The 16693-nt window shown below is 63.4% G+C and carries 18 protein-coding genes and 1 pseudogene; 13 read left to right on the top strand and 6 right to left on the bottom strand.

Annotation, left to right across the window (positions count from 1 at the left end):
- Positions 1–44 precede the first annotated feature (44 nt).
- Positions 45–353 (bottom strand): nuclear transport factor 2 family protein, encoded by a 309-nt coding sequence (locus tag ACZI8W_RS15910; protein ID WP_463369575.1) that lies wholly within the window; start codon positions 351–353, stop codon positions 45–47.
- A gap of 259 nt (positions 354–612) precedes the next feature.
- Positions 613–1467, bottom strand: a complete 855-nt coding sequence (locus ACZI8W_RS15905) for an alpha/beta fold hydrolase (protein ID WP_463369464.1) — start codon at positions 1465–1467, stop codon at positions 613–615.
- A gap of 277 nt (positions 1468–1744) precedes the next feature.
- Here ACZI8W_RS15905 and ACZI8W_RS15900 point away from each other — a divergent pair, with 277 nt between their 5' ends.
- Together ACZI8W_RS15900 and ACZI8W_RS15895 are read left to right on the top strand one after the other, a co-directional pair.
- On the top strand, positions 1745–2671 hold the full coding sequence (locus tag ACZI8W_RS15900) for a sugar phosphate isomerase/epimerase family protein (RefSeq protein ID WP_463369463.1): 927 nt from the start codon (positions 1745–1747) through the stop codon (positions 2669–2671).
- Between the two features lies 1 nt (position 2672).
- Positions 2673–3065, top strand: coding sequence for an iron-sulfur cluster assembly protein (locus ACZI8W_RS15895; protein ID WP_463369462.1), 393 nt, complete (start codon positions 2673–2675; stop codon positions 3063–3065).
- 104 nt (positions 3066–3169) lie between these two features.
- On the opposite strand, the gene ACZI8W_RS15890 is transcribed toward ACZI8W_RS15895, so the two are convergent.
- Together ACZI8W_RS15890 and ACZI8W_RS15885 are read right to left on the bottom strand one after the other, a co-directional pair.
- Positions 3170–4255 (bottom strand): amidohydrolase family protein, encoded by a 1086-nt coding sequence (locus ACZI8W_RS15890; protein ID WP_463369461.1) that lies wholly within the window; start codon positions 4253–4255, stop codon positions 3170–3172.
- 83 nt (positions 4256–4338) lie between these two features.
- Positions 4339–4641 carry an SDR family oxidoreductase gene (locus tag ACZI8W_RS15885; RefSeq protein WP_463369574.1) on the bottom strand — a complete coding sequence of 101 codons (303 nt, stop codon included), beginning with the start codon at positions 4639–4641 and terminating at the stop codon, positions 4339–4341.
- Between the two features lie 234 nt (positions 4642–4875).
- Here ACZI8W_RS15885 and ACZI8W_RS15880 point away from each other — a divergent pair, with 234 nt between their 5' ends.
- The 4 genes and pseudogenes from ACZI8W_RS15880 to ACZI8W_RS15865 all read left to right on the top strand — a co-directional run bounded on the left by ACZI8W_RS15880 (position 4876) and on the right by ACZI8W_RS15865 (position 7283).
- A complete protein-coding gene (locus tag ACZI8W_RS15880) occupies positions 4876–5631 on the top strand; it encodes an ABC transporter permease (RefSeq protein WP_463369460.1) in 756 nt (251 codons plus the stop codon).
- Positions 5628–6431: an ABC transporter permease gene (locus tag ACZI8W_RS15875; protein ID WP_463369459.1), complete on the top strand. Its 804-nt coding sequence runs from the start codon at positions 5628–5630 to the stop codon at positions 6429–6431. The genes ACZI8W_RS15880 and ACZI8W_RS15875 overlap by 4 nt, the downstream gene beginning before the upstream one ends.
- Positions 6428–6883, top strand: a pseudogene (locus ACZI8W_RS15870) (ATP-binding cassette domain-containing protein); the annotation flags it as partial. The gene ACZI8W_RS15875 and the pseudogene ACZI8W_RS15870, both read left to right, overlap by 4 nt.
- Positions 6884–6905: 22 nt before the next feature.
- Positions 6906–7283 (top strand): substrate-binding domain-containing protein, encoded by a 378-nt coding sequence (locus ACZI8W_RS15865; protein WP_463369583.1) that lies wholly within the window; start codon positions 6906–6908, stop codon positions 7281–7283.
- A 105-nt stretch (positions 7284–7388) separates the two neighbouring features.
- On the opposite strand, the gene ACZI8W_RS15860 is transcribed toward ACZI8W_RS15865, so the two are convergent.
- Positions 7389–8192, bottom strand: a complete 804-nt coding sequence (locus tag ACZI8W_RS15860) for an IclR family transcriptional regulator (RefSeq protein WP_463369458.1) — start codon at positions 8190–8192, stop codon at positions 7389–7391.
- A 204-nt stretch (positions 8193–8396) separates the two neighbouring features.
- On the opposite strand from ACZI8W_RS15860, the gene ACZI8W_RS15855 reads away from it, so the two are divergent.
- From ACZI8W_RS15855 to ACZI8W_RS15835, 5 genes are all read left to right on the top strand, one after another.
- The gene (locus ACZI8W_RS15855; RefSeq protein WP_463369457.1) at positions 8397–9644 is read left to right on the top strand and encodes a flavin-dependent oxidoreductase; all 1248 of its coding nucleotides are present in this window, start codon (positions 8397–8399) and stop codon (positions 9642–9644) included.
- Between the two features lie 277 nt (positions 9645–9921).
- Complete coding sequence (locus tag ACZI8W_RS15850) at positions 9922–10437, top strand: VOC family protein (protein WP_463369456.1); 516 nt, start codon at positions 9922–9924, stop codon at positions 10435–10437.
- Positions 10438–10555: 118 nt separating this feature from the next.
- Positions 10556–11638 (top strand): cupin domain-containing protein, encoded by a 1083-nt coding sequence (locus ACZI8W_RS15845; protein ID WP_463369455.1) that lies wholly within the window; start codon positions 10556–10558, stop codon positions 11636–11638.
- Positions 11639–11641: 3 nt separating this feature from the next.
- Positions 11642–12463: a fumarylacetoacetate hydrolase family protein gene (locus ACZI8W_RS15840; protein WP_463369454.1), complete on the top strand. Its 822-nt coding sequence runs from the start codon at positions 11642–11644 to the stop codon at positions 12461–12463.
- Positions 12464–12474: 11 nt separating this feature from the next.
- Complete coding sequence (locus ACZI8W_RS15835; RefSeq protein ID WP_463369453.1) at positions 12475–13191, top strand: maleylpyruvate isomerase family mycothiol-dependent enzyme; 717 nt, start codon at positions 12475–12477, stop codon at positions 13189–13191.
- Between the two features lie 46 nt (positions 13192–13237).
- Here ACZI8W_RS15835 and ACZI8W_RS15830 read toward each other — a convergent pair whose 3' ends face one another.
- Positions 13238–14017 (bottom strand): SDR family NAD(P)-dependent oxidoreductase, encoded by a 780-nt coding sequence (locus ACZI8W_RS15830; protein ID WP_463369452.1) that lies wholly within the window; start codon positions 14015–14017, stop codon positions 13238–13240.
- A 372-nt stretch (positions 14018–14389) separates the two neighbouring features.
- Between ACZI8W_RS15830 and ACZI8W_RS15825 the strand changes: the two genes are divergently transcribed.
- Both ACZI8W_RS15825 and ACZI8W_RS15820 read left to right on the top strand, forming a co-directional pair.
- The gene (locus tag ACZI8W_RS15825) at positions 14390–15355 is read left to right on the top strand and encodes a PDR/VanB family oxidoreductase (RefSeq protein WP_463369451.1); all 966 of its coding nucleotides are present in this window, start codon (positions 14390–14392) and stop codon (positions 15353–15355) included.
- A gap of 52 nt (positions 15356–15407) precedes the next feature.
- Positions 15408–16601: a cytochrome P450 gene (locus ACZI8W_RS15820; RefSeq protein WP_463369450.1), complete on the top strand. Its 1194-nt coding sequence runs from the start codon at positions 15408–15410 to the stop codon at positions 16599–16601.
- The last annotated feature ends 92 nt before the right edge of the window (positions 16602–16693 follow it).

The raw sequence follows: 16693 nt of genomic DNA, 5'->3' as shown, positions 1-16693 counted from the left end.
TGGCCGGTGCGGTCCTGAGCATCGTTCGAGCGTGGCCGGGCTTCTCAGCCCGGTGTCACTCTCCGCGCCATCTGGAGGTGGGCGAGTTTCCAGGCGTCGCTCTCATATACCCAGACTCGTGTGACCGCGGCTTGGATGGCGAACGGAGGCACTCCCGGCGCGAAGGGAACGTGCATCTCCTGGATGCAGCTCACGGTCGCCATGTCATTGAAGTGCCGCACGGTAGCGTCGAGGACTGTAATGCGCTGAGGCGTAGCACGCTTAGCGGTGTCGGCCAGGAACTGCTCTGGCCCCTCGATGTGGCCGATTGGGCCATGGACAGCTATGAACTGCGAATGGAGAAGCGACGCCATCAGCTCGGTGGTCGGGGCGAGCATCGCCTCGATCCACAGCCTTTCGGTCTGTTCGAGTGTGGTGGTCGAGGACTTTGTGGTCAAAGGTCTTCCTAGCTCGAGTAGCGATTCCGCGCTAACCATCCATTTGTGATGAATATTTGTCAACTCTTGAAGTCGCTGCGATCTGTTCCTGAAGGAGACGTGCGTTCCGCACCGCACCGGAAGGTCTCGCGCAGTTGCAGGAAACTGCACGTCGATACCCCCGCCCGGTCGTGCGTCAGGGTCGATTCAAGAACTCGATCGCCAACTCGTTGAACCTGTCGGCGCGCTCGATGTGCAACAGATGGCCGGCGTCTTCGATCACGACGACCTCGCTGTGCGGTATCCGTTCGAGCACCGTGTGGTATCCGGGCTCGCGCAGGAGGTCCTTCCCGCCGGCAATGGCGAGGGTCGGGAACTCGATCGCCTCGTAAGCGATTGAGTCCGGCTGTCCGAACTGCGACCGCGGCGGTATCAGTGGGGACTTGAAACGCGCGGCAGCGACGGCTTCCCAGGCGCCGGGTGCCGTGCTCGCAGCGACGCGGCGGTTCACATAGTTCTCGTCGGTGTACCACACGGGATCCACGAAGTTGGCCTGGAGGATTGTTCTCATCGCTTCGGGGGAGCCGTCGTAGTCGAGGATCTTGCGCCGGTCATCGTTGTCGGGGACGAAACCGCCACCGCTGGCAGTGACCATCCGCCGAACGGGGAAGCGACACCGCCCGGACGACGCCTCGCGGAGGAGCGTCGTCGCGCCCATCGAGGCCCCGATGAAGTCGGCGTCGTCGACCGCCATGGTCTCGAGGAAGGCGACCATGTGCCGGACCATTCGCTCCGAGCCGGACACGAAGTCGCGGATCTTGTCGGTCTGGCCGAAGCCGAGCCAGTCGGGGGCGATGATGCGATGCGTCTCGGCCAGTGCCGCAATGTTGTATTCCCAGCAGATTTCGGCGCAGCCGCCGTACTCTCCGGAGTGGAGGAGGACGATGGTGGGTCCGTCGCCGGCGTCGAGGTAGTGGGTCCGGATACCGCCGATGTTGACGAATCGGCTGTAGATCGGGACGCTTCCTGGCGCTGCGGCCGGCACTGGCATCTTCGGTGTCCTTGGTGTAGTCGGTTTCATTCGGGTCCTCTCGATGAACCCTACGGAGAGCTCCGCATCCAGTGACTCGTAGCCGCCCGAGTTCCGCATGGCGCAACGTCCGGCCGTCGCTCATCGGGAGATTGACGCAGTAGCGCTGTTCGCCGGAGCTTGGGGGGCGTGTATCGAGACGGATTCCCCTTTGCGGAACTCCTCGATCGAGGGCGATCGGGTCGCTCAGGTCTCGCTAGCGTAGTCGAAAACAATATGATCCCGGAGGCAGATTTTCATGACCCCACTCGAACCCCGCTCGTTCCCGGACATCGAGCGGCCTCAGTTCGCCGTATGTTCTTACTCGACCCCGCACAATTCGGCGTACGACGACGTCGACCAGGCTGCACAGGTGGGCGCGTCGGCAGTGGGGTTGTGGGAGGGCAAGTTCGCTCCGGGCGACGACAACAAGCTGTTGGACTTCATGGCTGAGCGTGGTATCGCCACCAGTACAGCGGTGCCCGAACGGCACTCCGTGCTGGGGATCCCGTTCGATCTGCCCGGCACTCCGCAGGAACCGGCGGCCCGGACCGAGCTCATCTGCCGCAGCATCGAACGCCTGTCCAAGTTCATGCCGGCGGTGATCGCAGTGGCCCCCGGGACCAGTGGAGACGCGACGAATCCAAAAGGTCCGATCGAAGAACTGGTGCCGAACCTGAAGACGATCGCGAAAGTTGCCGAGGAGCACAACGTGTTGATCGGCTTCGAGTTGCTTGCCGAGCGCCGCGGGTGCCCGGTCCACACGCTTCCGGACATGGCCGCGATGATCGGCGAGATCGGCAGCCCGAACATCGGCATCATGTTCGATGTCTTCCACAGCTGGCCCGAGCCGGATCTGCTCGAGCGGATCGCTGAGTACGGGCACTACATCAATAGTGTCCAGGTGTGTGATGCCCGAGTGGAGGAGCGGAGCGGCTTCGACCGCGAACTGCCGGGCCGGGGACGAGCGACAGCCGGCCCGATCATCGAAGCTTTGCTCGCGGCAGGCTACCGCAGCTACTGGGAGATGGAAGTTTTCTCCGACGACGGAACCTACGGCAACGACTTCCCGGATTCCTACTGGAAGATGCCCCACCTCGAGTTCATTCGCGAGACGAAGATGGAGTTCGAGCGGCTCTACACCTCCGCCTTGGGTAATCTGCGAGCACAGGGCAAGGAGTTGTGACATGGAATTGGTAAGTCACCTGGGCGAAGCTCCCCAACGTCCGGACGAGAGCATGTTCGATCCGGACCTCGCGCTGACGTTGCACGGCATCGCGGATCCGTGCAGCATCGCGACCGGGGTTCCGATCGATCTGATCGATATGGGGCTGGTGCTGAGTGCCGAGCGGCACGGGTCCGCGGCTCGAATCAAGTTGCAGCTCACCAGCAATGTGTGCATGCAGTTGGGAATCATGGAGGCGAAGATCCGCGCCGAGGTCGGTGCGATCGACTGGGTCGACGAGGTCGATGTCGAAGTCGACTTCGCTGCAGAATGGCTTCCCGAGATGGTTGCCGATCATGCGCGGTCCGCGCTGCGCAGCCACCGGTCCTTCCCGCTGGTCGACATCAAACATTGACGCTGCTGAGTGTCAGGAGTGACTCCCCAGCACTGATTCCCCACGCGAATGGAGGGGCTGCCCGGCTCGGGCAGCCCCTCCATTCGGTTTCCGTAGAGAAGGTTTCAGCTCACGTAGTCCGCAAGGGTGGTCTGGGAATAGGGTGCCGGAGTCTCGGTGAAGGTCGCGCGCAGCCGGTCGACCTCGTCGCCCTTGATGGCGTCGAGTCGGGCCTGCAGGTCGAAGCCGTGCATCGCCGCGTAGTTCTCCGCAAGGATCTTGCGCTTGGCGTCGCGGTCCAGCGGCGGTAGTCCCCACCCCTCGATGCGTTCCTGGCTGAACTCGAACTCGCGGGCGAACTTCTCCAGGTGTGGACGTGGATGGGTGACCATACATCCCGTTCCCCACATGATCTTGTCGTATGCCTTCTTGGTGCGACTCGACAAGGTGGCCATGGCTTGCTCGAAGGAGCGGGGCTTGGTGGTGAGCATCGTGGCGGTGCTTTCGAGATTGATCCACACGTTCGGGAACCGAGCCACCTGCCACGCGGTCTCGTCGAGGAAGCCCATTCCTCCGTGGACGATCTCGAACTGCAGGTCGGGGAAGGCCATGGCTGCACGGTCGATGTCGTCTGTCGCATAGTACTCGAGTTCCACCGGGCCGAGGGGGAGTGCTTTGTGGATCGCCACGACCTTGGTGCCGAGACTCTGGGCTTTCTCGAACAGCGGAAAGGCGATCTCGGGATCGTTCATCTTCCAGCCGAGCATCTCCTCGCCCACCCAGCTGTTGGGGTAGAGCTTGAGCCCGGGCGGAGCATCGAGCAGTTCGTACTGTCGCTCGAATTCATCGAGCGCCGGTTTGCCCTGCATCGGATCGACGCCGGCGTACAGAGTGAAGCGCTGCGGCCAACGTTTCTTTATCTCGAGCGCCTTCTCGATGCCGCAGATTCCGTCGTGGTAGGCGCCGATCGGGAGCACATGATAGGCAGCCAGATCGGCGTGGCTCTCGATGAAGGACATCATGACGATGTCCTCCATCGGCCACTCACGCTCGTACATTTCCCGCGGAATCCGGTAACCGGGGCCGAGGGCTGCGTGGTTTGCGCCGGACAGCATCTTGGTGATGTACGCGGCGTGCCGAGTCTTCTCGTTTGCTTTGGACAGGTTGTAGGGATGGACGATCGCATCTACAACTGGTAGGCCATCAATCATGTCCATAAACTAGGCCAGTATCGCGGAGTGGTCTCCACGGCGCCCGAGGATTCCGCGGGCCGAAATCGTCCCGCTGCCCGGGTTCAGCCGAACGCCGCCCCGCCGTTCACCAGCAGTGTCTGTCCGGTGATGAATCCCGCGTCCGGTCCGGCGAGGAAGACGACTGCTTCGGCGATGTCCACGGGCTTGCCCGGTCGCTTGACCCCTGTTTCACGATTGTCGCTTCCCGAAACCGATCGTCGTGGCTCGCGGCCACCATGAGGGTCTCCGTCACGCCTGGGCTCACAACGTTGACTCCTCGTAATTGGTCGATGAGTCGAGTGTGTTCGGACCAGGGAGTAAGGGTCGCCGAGGACAGTTCGAGTGGTAGATGGCCAGAAGGCCATTCCGTACTGAGGAATCCTTGCCATCGAAAGTGAGTCGAGTCACACGTGCCCGTACGTTGACGCTGTCCGATGCCAGCGTCATTCGAAGGAGAACAGCACGCGATGGAAGTTGAGGTTCTCTCCGAGGGTGCAGACGGTGATCGTTCCAGTACCCAAGGGTCGTCGAAAAATTCGGCGAGCAGCCGGACTCGAGTGGAAGGCGGCCGGTTCACGCCGTCTCGGTTAGCGGACCGCATGAACCTTTCCGGCTGGCTCGTCGTTCTTGCCATCGTGGTTCTGTGGCAGGTGCTGGTCCAAACCCGCATCATCGACTTCACCTATCTGCCTGCGCCGACCGAGGTTCTCGTCGCACTGGTCGACGAACTCGTGAACGGCGACATGCTCGCTCACCTGGGGCACACGCTCATGGTGACGCTACTGGCTTCGTTGGCGGCCTTGGTGATTGGAGTCGGCCTCGGAACGCTGATGGGCCTGTCGAAGGTCGCGCGGGCACTGACGTCGACCACTGTGGAGTTCTTGCGCGGGATTCCTGCCACCGCACTGATGCCGGTCGTGCTCCTTCTCCTCGGCCCGGCACTGGAATCCGAGGTGCTGGTTGCCACGTTCGCTGCGACTTGGCCGATCCTGATCAGCACGATCGGCGGGGTTGCACAGTTCAACGGGCGCCTCGTGGAGGTGTGCCGGGTACTGCACCTCTCTCGAACCGAGCGGATTTGGAAGGTGGTCATCCCATCTGCGGCACCGTCGATCCTCATCGGACTTCGGCTGGGTGTGGTGACGGCTCTCGTGGTGGCGATCATCGCCGAGATGATGATCAATCCGGCCGGAATCGGATGGGCCCTCGTTGCGGCTCAGCAGAGCTTGCAACCCGATGTCCTCTTCGCCTATGCGGTCCTGACTGGGATCGTCGGCTACCTGCTCAATGTTGCTCTGCTCAATGGTGTTCGCGCCATCATGCCCGGCAGCCCCGCACTGAGGAGCATCGCATGAGCACTCTCGAGTTCGAGACCCGCCCGCGGACACCGTCCCAGTCCTCGATGTGGCGCGTCACGCGGCCACTGCTGGGGTTCTTGCCGTTGGCCGCGGTCCTGGCGGTGTGGCAGATCGTGGGCGACCCGAACGACCTGTCGTTCCCCGCGCCGAGCAGTTGGTGGGATGCCACCAGGGCATTGTGGGATTCGGGGGAACTCGGCCCGGCACTGCAGTCGACGCTCGTCACTTTCACTGTGGCGATGGTGGTGGCCACGGTCGTCGGAGTCGTTGTCGGGACTGTGCTGGGGTTGAACCCTCGCCTGGAACGGGCGCTGATGCCGGTGACCGACTTCTTCCGTACCTTGCCTCCGCCGGTGATCGTGCCGGTCGCAGGCCTGGTTCTCGGCCTGACCACCACGGCGGGCGTCACGATTGTGGTGCTCAGCGTCGTGTGGCCCATTCTGCTCAGTACGACCGCCGCGGTACACCAGGTGCCGGCCGTGCGATTGGAGATGGTGCGCAGTGTTGGGCTTGCCCGGACCGAATCGATGTACAAGGTCCTGATGCCCTCGCTGACGCCGGGCATCCTGACTGGGGTCCAGACGGCCTTGCCGCAAGCACTGATCGTCACTCTGCTCGTCGACCTACTCGGTAGCGCCGACGGAATCGGGCGTCTGCTCCTCATCCAGCAGCAGACGTTCCAGGCCGCGTCGGTGTGGGGCATCCTCGTCATCATCGGGCTGATCGGCTACATGGTGAACCTGGGAGTTCGGCTTCTGGAGTGGTATGGCCTGCGCAATATGCCGCCCGCGGTATGACGAGCGACGGCGAACTGTCACGAACAAGAGTCACTGATCGTGTGGTCCGGCCTGGAGTCGGACCACCAGACTTGCACAGGAGTGATGAGATGTCCTCGAGCCAACAGTCCTCGGTTCTTCCACCGGATGAATGCTCGGAAGTAGTTGCTGCCCAATGTTATTCGATTGAAAATGTCGGAGTGTCGCTCGCGACTGCGCGGGGGTCGCTCGACATTCTCGAAGGCATCGACCTCGAGGTCCAGCACGGCGAAGTAGTCGGGATCGTCGGCAGATCCGGGACGGGAAAGACCACCTTGCTGCGGGTCCTCGGAGGTCTTCTGCACGCCACGTCGGGGAGGGCACTGTACGACGGATCCGAAATAACCAGACCCCCAGAAGAAGTGGTGACCGTGTTCCAAGACTACAACGCAGCTCTACTGCCGTGGCGAACCCTGGAACGCAACGTCGGTTTGCCCCTCGAACGTTGCCTGGATCGTGCTGTGGGATGTGCAGGACGAGGCCCTGCGGTTGATTGCCCCGGATCAGGAGGTGATGGCCAGCATCATCTACCAGTCGACTCGCAGCTGGGCAGAGGAGAATCCGGACGCGGCCATGGGATTCCAGGACGCGCTGGACGAGGCAGCCGTGTGGATGAACGAGAACCAGGCGGCCGCGCTCGACGAGCTCGCCGAGCGGCTCGGCATCGATCGTGAACTGATCGGCAACATGACGTGGCCGATTCCGTTGGAGGCGCGGATCACCGCTGCCGAAATGCAGCCGAATGTCGATCTCTTCGTGCAGGCCGGTGTGGTGTCGGAGGCCGATGCGCCCGATCTGGCGGATCGCTTCCCGAACGCAGAGAGTACGGGCTAGCAGTGGGCTAACAGACCCAGTGGGCGGGGAACTCCGCGAACGGCGTTCCCTGACCGAAGAGGCAGGTCGCGACGGTAAAAGCCGGTCGTTACGGTCGTTCGGCGATCAGATAGTGCATTGGTCGCCGGACGGTTCTGGTTCTGTGCCGATCTTGTTATAGGCGACGAGGTCCTCGCGGATCGTCTCGACGGTGTCCGTCAGATTCGCTACCAATAGCGGTATCGAGCTGTCCTCGAATCGGGATGTCGGCACGGCTGCAGCGATCCCGGCAAAGGCTCGGCCGTGTGGATCGCGTAGGCACATGCCCACCGCGGCGATACCGGCGTCGCTCTCGCCGATGTTCAGCGCGTAGCCCGCTCGTCGCACACCCCGAAGTTTGCGGTCGAGGGTTTCCCAGGTCTGGCGGGCGTCGCGCGCGTCACCGGTGACACCTCGTGGATACATCGCGCGCAGGGTGGTGAGGGGGAGTTCCGCGAGTAGTGCCATGCCGATCGAGGTCTTGTGCGCTGGAAGGAGCACACCGGTGCGGGTTCCCACCCGGAGCGCGTGTCGAGATTCGACACTGTCGATGAAGCGGGTTCCGTTTCCTTCGAGGACGGCGACATGACATGTCTCGCCTACCGAGGACGCGAGGCTCGTCAGATGTCCGTGAATGACATCCCGTGTGGTCTGCGGACCGGCGCCGCGGACCTGCCGGATTCTCTCGATCGCAGGTCCGGCACGATAGATCTTTCGTGCGTCCTGCACAACGAAACCGCGGGCAAGCAGGGCGGACAGGACTCTGTGGGCGGTCGATCGTGCGACACCGAGGTGATCGGCGACGTCGATTACTCGAAGGCTGGACGACCTCGTCAGCATTTCGAGTACCTGGAGTGCGTTGTCGACTGACGAAAGTTTAGTTCCGCTCACGTTCTCCATTATGGAATCGATGAGGTAGATCGACCTATAGCGGAGACGTGATTCCGCTATAGGGAATTCTTGCACTCGGGATTGATCGCGCTCCGTGTCGCTCTGCGGAATTCCTGACCTCGCGGGGCATTTCCTCGAGGTTGTGCCAGAGGGTTTGAAGGTGCCCAGTGCTCGGGCAGGAGAATCATGGTGAAAGGCAGGGCGATGTCAGCAGCAAGCGGTGAAGTTCTCATCATCGGCGGAGGTATCGGGGGGCTGACGCTGGCTCTGCAGTTGCAGCGCGCTGGTGTCCAGGTCAAGGTACTGGAGGCGGTTCCCGCGCTGCACCCACTCGGTGTCGGCATCAACATACTTCCGCACGCGAGCAAGGAACTGGTCGCGCTGGGACTGGCCGACGAACTGGCGCGGATCTCGATCAGCGCGTCCGCGTCGGTGTTCTACAACCGGTTCGGGCAGCTCATCCACTCCGATCCGGCCGGCAACTCGGCGGGGTACCCGTGGCCGCAGTACTCCATCCATCGGGGGGAGTTGCAGCTCCTGCTCGCCCGCACGGTCCGGGAGCGTCTGGGGGACGACGCCCTGGTTCTCGATGCGCGCGTGACCGATGTGCAGGACCGGGGCGACCGCGTCACGGTGACCAGCGTCGACTCCGAGGGCGTCGAGAGCACGTGGACGTCGGACGCCGTCGTCGGGTGCGATGGCGTGCACTCTGTGGTTCGCAAGCATCTGCATCCCGAGCATGAGGGGCTGCTCTACACCGGCTACACAATGTGGCGTGGCACGACGCGGATGGAGAGCATCCTCGACGGCGCGAGCATGATCCGTGCGGGTTGGCTCGAGACCGGCAAGCTCGTGATCTACCCGATACTCGATTACGGCGACGGGACCCAATTGGTCAACTGGGTCGCGGAGCTGAAGGTGCCGCAGCGCGCCGACCGCGACTGGAATCGCAAGGTGACGAACACCGAGTTCATCGAACCGTTCCTGGATTGGACGTTCGAGTGGCTCGACGTGCCGACAATGCTCCGGGGCGCCGACGAGGTGTTCGAGTACCCGATGGTCGACCAGGATCCGCTGCCGTTCTGGACGCAGGGCCGGATCACCCTTCTCGGCGATGCCGCTCATCCCATGGTTCCCCGAGGATCCAACGGAGCGGGACAAGCGATCCTCGACACGAGGTCCCTCACCGATGCCCTGTGTGAGTCGGGCGCGGTCGAGGATGCATTGCGGCGGTACGAGCACGAGCGACTCGCTCGGACCGCGGAGGTGGTCCGGCTCAACAGGACCAATCCTCCGGATGCACTGTTGCGTGAGGTGTACGAGCGCACTGGCGATCGTCCGTTCACCGATGTCGAAGAGGTCATCGGGTCCGAGGAGATCCGGAAGATCCTGGAGAACTACCGGACCGCGACCGGGTCGTCGCTGGCGGCGCTGGGCGCCGAGCCTCGGTGACGAGGCGATCGACGGGCGGAGGCAGGTCCCGACACATTGGTGGCGGACCAGACAGTCGAGGTGTGCCCCGCGTCTGACACGGGGACTACCGGCGTTCCGCGCCGTGGAATCCGCCTGCGCGGGCCGCTTCCCGCCGGACGAGGACCTTAAGGTGGGGAAGAGCTGCTCGGCGGACCAACGGCGCAGGTAGGTAGGCACCCGGCGGACGCCGGGGAAGCCTCAACTATAGCTACCGGCGGGCATCGCTCCTGTCGGACCGATGAACGGAGTTGTGCGAATGACCGACGTTTCCTTTGCCGGCTTTGTGGCGCATCCTGGCTTCTACAAGCTGGGATATGTGACCAACGACCGCGAGCGAGCAATCGACGTCCTGTCCAAGGAGCTCGGCGTCGAGGAGTTCGTTCCGTTCGAGCCGTCGTTTCCCGCGACGACCGCGGACGGTCGGACGGGGACGGCGAGCCTTCGCTGTGCGTTCTCGGCCGGGCGGGATATCTGCATAGAGGTGCTCGAGCCGGTTGACGGGCTGGTCGACTTGTGGTCCGAGTTCCTTACGGACAGCGAGGATTTCCAGCTCGTGTTCCACCACACCGCGGTCTTGGTGGACGATCTCGAGGCAGTGAAGCGAGCAGCCGCGCAGGTCGGAATCGTGCCAACGCTGGAATCGCGACTTTCGTCCGGAATGTCGTTCACGTACATCAAGCTCCCGGGCCTCGGCCACTACATCGAGCACGATCAGTACGACGGAAACAGCAGGAACTTCCTCGACAGCGTGCGGAACAAGGCAATCTCCTGAGCCACCCGCAGGTACTCAGGTGGACACCTACCAGGGCAACTCGTGAGGACCGACTCGAATCGGTCACCGGGCCCACGGGCCTCTCGGCCGTGGGCGCAACGTCAAACCTAGGAGTTTCGTGGCCCACACAACCGAATCAACCCCCGCTGAAGATCTTGAACTCCAGCAGCTCTACTCGGATTTCGAGTCTGAGAACCTGAATCCGCTGTGGACCCAGCTCGGTGATCTGATGCCGATGGCGCCCGCTTCGAAAGCGGTGCCGTTCGTCTGGAAGTGGTCCACCCTGTACCCGCTGGCCCAGCGGGCCGGTGATTTGGTTCCGGTCGGTCGTGGCGGTGAGCGCCGTGCGATCGCGCTGGCGAACCCCGGCCTGGGTGGCGTTCCGTACGTGACGCCGACGTTGTGGGCCGCGATCCAGTACCTGGGCCCGAAGGAAACCGCCCCCGAACACCGGCACGCGCAGAACGCTTTCCGGTTCGTGGTCGAGGGCGAGGGCGTCTGGACGGTCGTCAACGGTGATCCCGTTGCGATGCGTCGAGGCGACTTCCTGCTCACCCCCGGCTGGAACTTCCATGCTCATCACAACGAGACCGATCAGCCGATGGCGTGGATCGACGGCTTGGACATCCCGTTCGTGCATTACACCGACACGGGATTCTTCGAATTCGGTTCCGACGGAGTCACCGATGAGTCGACCCCCGACATCTCGCGGTCCGAGCGGCTGTGGGCGCATCCGGGTCTGCGTCCGCTCGTCGGCCTGGACCGTCGGACGAGTTCTCCCATCGCTTGTTACCGGTGGGAACACACCGACCGCGCGCTGACCGAGCAGTTGGCGCTCGAGGACGAGGGGCATGCCGCGACGCCGGAACCGGGTCACGCCGCCGTCCGCTACACCAACCCCACAACCGGTGGTGACGTCATGCCGACCATCCGTGCCGAGTTCCACCGGCTTCGGGCCGGTGCAGGCTCGAGGCCGCGTCGCGACGTGGGATCGACCGTCTTCCAGGTCTTCGAGGGGCGTGGCAGGTTCTTGCTCGGCGGCGTCGAACACGTCGTCGGCAAGGGCGACATGATCGCCGTGCCGTCGTGGGTGGAGTGGTCCCTGGACACCGATGGTGGCATCGACCTGTTCGCCTTCTCCGACGCGCCGATCGTCGAACGCCTGCACTTCAATCGCACTCATATATCCGAAGGAGCCTGATTCATGCGACTTGCCACCCTCCGCCGCGGCGGTACCACCGTCGCCGTCCGTCTCGACTCGAACACCACTGCCACCGTGATCGACGGCTACGCGGACTTGTCCGCATTGCTCAACGACGCGAACTGGAGTTCGTTGGCCGAAAATGCGTCCGGCGTGACCGTCGGCCTCGACGGGGCCGACTGGGCTCCTGTCGTCCCGAGCCCGGGCAAGATCGTGTGCGTCGGACTCAACTACGCCACGCACATCAAGGAGATGGGTCGAGATCTGCCGGAGTACCCGACCCTGTTCTCGAAGTTCAAGGAAGCGCTCACCGGGCCGTACGACGATGTCATCGTCCCCGCCTACGCGGCCGGCCAGATCGACTGGGAAGCAGAGCTGGCGGCGGTGATCGGCAAGCAGGCCTACCAGGTGTCCGAGACCGACGCCGCCGGGTACATCGCCGGCTACTCGGTCATCAACGACTACACGATGCGCGACTACCAGTACCGCACCTTGCAGTGGGACCAGGGTAAGACGTTCGAGAAGTCCAGCGGTTTCGGTCCGATCCTCGATACCGACTACGCGTTGGGGACGAAGATCGAGACCCGGCTCGAGGGCGAGGTCGTGCAGTCGGCGACCACGGACGACCTCGTGTTCACACCGGCGAAGCTGGTGGAGTACATCTCGCACATCGTGACGCTGCAGCCGGGGGACGTGATCATCACCGGCACCACCGGTGGTGTCGGTCATGCGCGCAAGCCCGCGCGGTACGTGCAGGACGGGGAGACCGTCGAGGTGACCATCGAGGGCCTCGGTTCGGTGAAGAACAAGACGATCGTCAAGTAGGGGCGCCGGCTGTGGGGTTCAACGATCTCGACCTGTCCGAGCGGTTGCTGATAGCTCGCCGCGGTACCGCGTACTTTGCGCAGCGTCTCGCCGAGCTGCCCGACGAGCAGCTCGGTCTCCCGACCGCGCTCACTGGGTGGTCCCGGAAGCACCTGGTCGCGCACGTCGGGTACAACGCGGTGGCATTGTGCAGACTGACGGACTGGGCGGCGACCGGGGTGGAGACCCCGATGTACTCCTCCCCGGAGCAGCGCGGCGGCGAGATCGACGAGGGGTCGACCCAGGGCCCGGCCGCGCTCCGGAACCTGTTCACGCACACCGCTTCCCGGCTCGACGAGAAGTGGCGGCATCTGCCGGAGTCGGCGTGGTCGGCGCGGGTGCGTACGGCGCAGGGCCGTCTCGTCCCTGCCGAGGAAACTGCGTGGATGCGTACCCGGGAGGTGTGGATTCACGCTGTCGATCTGGGCAACGGGGGACGTTTCGGGGACTTCCCACCGGTCGTGCTCGAGTCGCTGCTCGACGACATCGTCGGTATGTGGCGCCGAAAGGGACTCGGCACCGGCCTGGCACTCTCGGTCGACGGCCGCGAGTCCGTCGCGGTGCACCCGGAACTGGATCTGGCTGTCACCGTCTCCGGCCCGCTCGCTTCGGTGGTCCGATGGGCCGCCGGGCGCGGGGCGGTCGGGCTCACCGCCGGATCCGACGCCACACCGCCGCAGTGGCTGTGACCGAGCCCGGATATCGGCGCTGGCCCATCGGCTCCTGAACGAGCATTCAGAACGGCACTTCGACAACCCCGGTCACGCCACCATCCGCGGTGACGACCTCGCCGTTGATGTAGGACGAAAGATCCGAGATCAGGAAAAGCACCGACGCGGCGATCTCGGCGGGTGTGCCCGCCGATCCCCGCGGGATGCCGGCGTTCACCCTGTCCCACTGTTCGGCACTGAGCAGTTCGTTCAGTCTGGGGGTACGGGTGAATCCCGGCGCCAGCACGTTCGCCCGCACCTGTTGGGGACCGAGTTCACGTGCCGCCGAGGCGACGAGGCGGTGCAACGCAGCCTTCGAAGCGCCGTACACCGTCTCCCCTCCTGCATGCGTGTGACCGGAAATGGAGCCGATGAACACCATGCTTCCGCCGCCGGACTGCGCGATCGCACGTCCGCCGATCTGCAACGCCAGAAAGGCATGACGCACGGTGAGATCGAATTGACGATCCCAATCCGCGTCTGTGCAGTCGGCGAGCGGCTTGATCGTCGCGATTCCCACGACGTCGACCAAGCCGGTCACGGGCCCGAGTGCCTCGGCCTGCTCGATAACCCCGGTCATCCCGGCCCGTTCGGTGACATCCGCCGCGACTGCGAGGCCTCCGACCTCGTCGGCCACTCGTTGCGCGAGGTGAAGATGCTGGTCCACACACACCACTCGCGCACCCTGCTGGGCGAGTGCATGTGCGCTCTGCCTGCCCATGCCTGCGCCGGCCCCCAACACCACCACCACTCGATCGTCCAGACGAAGGAGTCGGCTGTAGTCCGGCACATCCTCGATACTCATGGTTCCACCAATCGGTACTCGTCGTTGATTCGCACGAGACGGTCGTTCCGTGCGCTCTGCCCACATCGGGCGTCAGAGCGAGATGTCTCGACCCACGCGCCCGGCTCGACCGGACGGGGTTGAACAGGCAGGACAGTACACGGAGAGGGAGCGCAAATATCGATCCGTCGCCGCAGTTCCACGCGGAGGAATTGCTCCCGATTGCCTGGCAGTGGTCGCGGCCGGATGTTCGGCCGGTCACATCGCCGGTCTCGACATGATTCGATCTGGCGGAATCCCTGAAGGGGTCGCTGCGGGAGGTGAACAATCACGGCTACCTTTTGGAAGGAATTCATCCAAGTTAACGGAGTTCTCATGACGGTGGTAGAAACCATGCCTGCATCAGTAGTCCCCGCCGCGGACACGGAGTTCCCCGTCGTAGTGACGGGACACCGACAGATGGCGAACAAGATCATTGAGCTGCGTCTGGCGCACGCCGAGGGAAAGCCGCTTCCGTCCTGGGATCCAGGCGCGCATATCGACGTTCTCTTGCCGAACGGCATCGAGCGCCAGTACAGCCTGTGCGGTGAAACCGCAGACGCGGAGTGGACGATCATGGTCCTCCGCGAGGACGAGAGTCGAGGTGGATCGTCCTACATCCACGATGATCTCGCTGACGGCGACTCCCTGAGCGTGCGCGGTCCTCGGAATCACTTCGTCTTGAACGATGCGCCGTGGTATCGCTTTGTCGCCGGGGGTATCGGCGTCACGCCGATCCTGCCGATGATCCGCAAGGCTGAGGAGTCAGGCAGGGAATGGACGCTGGACTACTGTGGCCGCACCCGAGAAAACCTTGCTCGTGCTGATGAGCTGCGCACTACCTACGGCGAACGTGTGACCCTGCACATCGACTCGGAGCAGGGAACGCCGAATCTGTCCGATCTCCTGCGGACACCTCGTCCGGGCGAACTGCTGTATGCCTGCGGTCCGGCCGGTCTTCTCGATGCAGTCGAGAAAGCAGGAACCGAGTGGGCCCCCGGCAGCCTGCGCTTCGAGCGGTTCACACCGATCGAATACGACACGAGTCAAGACACCGAGTTCACCGTTGAACTCGCCGACTCGGGGTTGACCCTGGATGTGCCTGCGGACCGTTCGATTCTGGACGTGGTGCGGGAAGCGGGAATTCGGGTCTTGTCGTCGTGTCAGGAAGGAACCTGTGGTACTTGCGAAACCGGCGTGCTGTCAGGCGAGATCGACCACCGCGACGCGCTGTTGAGCGAGGAAGAGAAGGAAGAGGGCGAGGTCATGATGATCTGTGTCTCTCGTGCCGCATGCCGTCGACTGATCTTGGACCTCTGATACCCACACACGAAAGGTCGAGTTACAGCCCATGACTATTACTATGCCCGCCTTGGATTTCGATCCGTTCTCCGACGATGTTCTGCGAGATCCGGACCACTACCATCGCGCAGTCCGGGATGCAGGCCCCGTTGTGAAGGTGCAGCAGAGCGAGGGTTTCGATCTGGTTGCGATCGGTCGCTACTCGACCGTGATGTCTGTCTTCGAGAACCCCGACATGTTCGTGAACAGTCGGGGCGGTGGAATTCTTGACCTGAAGAAGACGGAGAACTTCCGCGAGCCGGGACTGCTCCAGGAGAACGATCCGCCGAGCCACACTGCTATCAAGGCCGTGATGACATCAGTGATCTCGCCTCGCAATTTGCGCAAGATGCGTCAACAGTTCCAGGCGTCGGCGGAGGAAATCGTGGATCGACTCCTCGATCTTCGAACATTCGACGCGCAGGTCGAGTTCGCCGAAGCATACCCGCTCAAGGTCATTCCCGATGCGGTGATGGGCGTACAGCAGGAGGGCCGGGAGAATCTGCTGCGATACAGCAAGTGGCTCTTCGAGAACATGGGCCCGAAGACCCCTCGCGCGAAGCGGGCGCTGGAAGAGATGGGTGATCTGCTGCCTGCGATCGCCTGGGTCGGGGAAAGCTGCCAGCGAGAGAAGGTTGCGGAGCACAGCTTCGGAGGACTGATCTGGGAGGCGGTCGATCGGGGTGAGCTGACCGAGGACCAGGCGCCCAACCTGGTGCGGTCGTTGATCGGCGCCGGAATCGACACCACCATTCACAGCCTGGCGAACACCCTCTACCTGCTGACTGCCAACCAGCACCAGTGGGCGCTGTTGCGTGACCAGCCGAACCTGGGCAAGTTCGCCTTCGACGAGACCTTGCGACACACATCGACGGTGCGGCAGTTGTTCCGCACCCCCGAAGCCGACACCGAGATCGAGGGCGTCGCAGTGCGAGAAGGACAGAAGATCATGCTGGTGCTCGGTGCGGCGAACCGGGATCCGGACCGGTGGGGCGAGACCGCGGATCAATTCGATATCACGCGCGATGCCAGTGGACACGTTGCGCTGGGCAGGGGAATTCACCAGTGCGTCGGTGCGCCTCTCGCCCGCCTCGAGGCAGATGCCCTGCTCGCGACATTTGCGCGCCGCGTGAAGTCGATCGAGTTTGCGGGCGAACCCCGTGTCATGCTCAACAACTTCCTGCGTGGCTTCGACGAACTTCCGGTGACGATCGTTCCGGCGTAGCCGACAATCTCAACCCGGTGGTGAACTTGCGGATCGGAGTGATCTGCAAGTACACCACCGGGTTGTGGTGATTCGGAGGTAACCCCGGGCGT

This window comes from Rhodococcus ruitaii (assembly GCF_055230935.1).
The sequence above is the reverse complement of the archived record's forward strand: the minus strand, read 5'-3'. Positions and strand labels throughout refer to the sequence as shown.

Bases quoted from the DNA above. Each gene is read 5' to 3' on its own strand.
- ACZI8W_RS15830 (WP_463369452.1), bottom strand. From the start codon at position 14,017: ATGAGTATCGAGGATGTGCCGGACTACAGCCGACTCCTTCGTCTGGAC.
- ACZI8W_RS15900 (WP_463369463.1), top strand. From the start codon at position 1,745: ATGACCCCACTCGAACCCCGCTCGTTCCCGGACATCGAGCGGCCTCAG.
- ACZI8W_RS15885 (WP_463369574.1), bottom strand. From the start codon at position 4,641: ATGGCCTTCTGGCCATCTACCACTCGAACTGTCCTCGGCGACCCTTAC.
- ACZI8W_RS15895 (WP_463369462.1), top strand. From the start codon at position 2,673: ATGGAATTGGTAAGTCACCTGGGCGAAGCTCCCCAACGTCCGGACGAG.
- ACZI8W_RS15875 (WP_463369459.1), top strand. From the start codon at position 5,628: ATGAGCACTCTCGAGTTCGAGACCCGCCCGCGGACACCGTCCCAGTCC.
- ACZI8W_RS15880 (WP_463369460.1), top strand. From the start codon at position 4,876: ATGAACCTTTCCGGCTGGCTCGTCGTTCTTGCCATCGTGGTTCTGTGG.
- ACZI8W_RS15890 (WP_463369461.1), bottom strand. From the start codon at position 4,255: ATGATTGATGGCCTACCAGTTGTAGATGCGATCGTCCATCCCTACAAC.
- ACZI8W_RS15850 (WP_463369456.1), top strand. From the start codon at position 9,922: ATGACCGACGTTTCCTTTGCCGGCTTTGTGGCGCATCCTGGCTTCTAC.
- ACZI8W_RS15825 (WP_463369451.1), top strand. From the start codon at position 14,390: ATGCCTGCATCAGTAGTCCCCGCCGCGGACACGGAGTTCCCCGTCGTA.
- ACZI8W_RS15855 (WP_463369457.1), top strand. From the start codon at position 8,397: ATGTCAGCAGCAAGCGGTGAAGTTCTCATCATCGGCGGAGGTATCGGG.
- ACZI8W_RS15840 (WP_463369454.1), top strand. From the start codon at position 11,642: ATGCGACTTGCCACCCTCCGCCGCGGCGGTACCACCGTCGCCGTCCGT.
- ACZI8W_RS15910 (WP_463369575.1), bottom strand. From the start codon at position 353: ATGGCGTCGCTTCTCCATTCGCAGTTCATAGCTGTCCATGGCCCAATC.
- ACZI8W_RS15905 (WP_463369464.1), bottom strand. From the start codon at position 1,467: ATGCCAGTGCCGGCCGCAGCGCCAGGAAGCGTCCCGATCTACAGCCGA.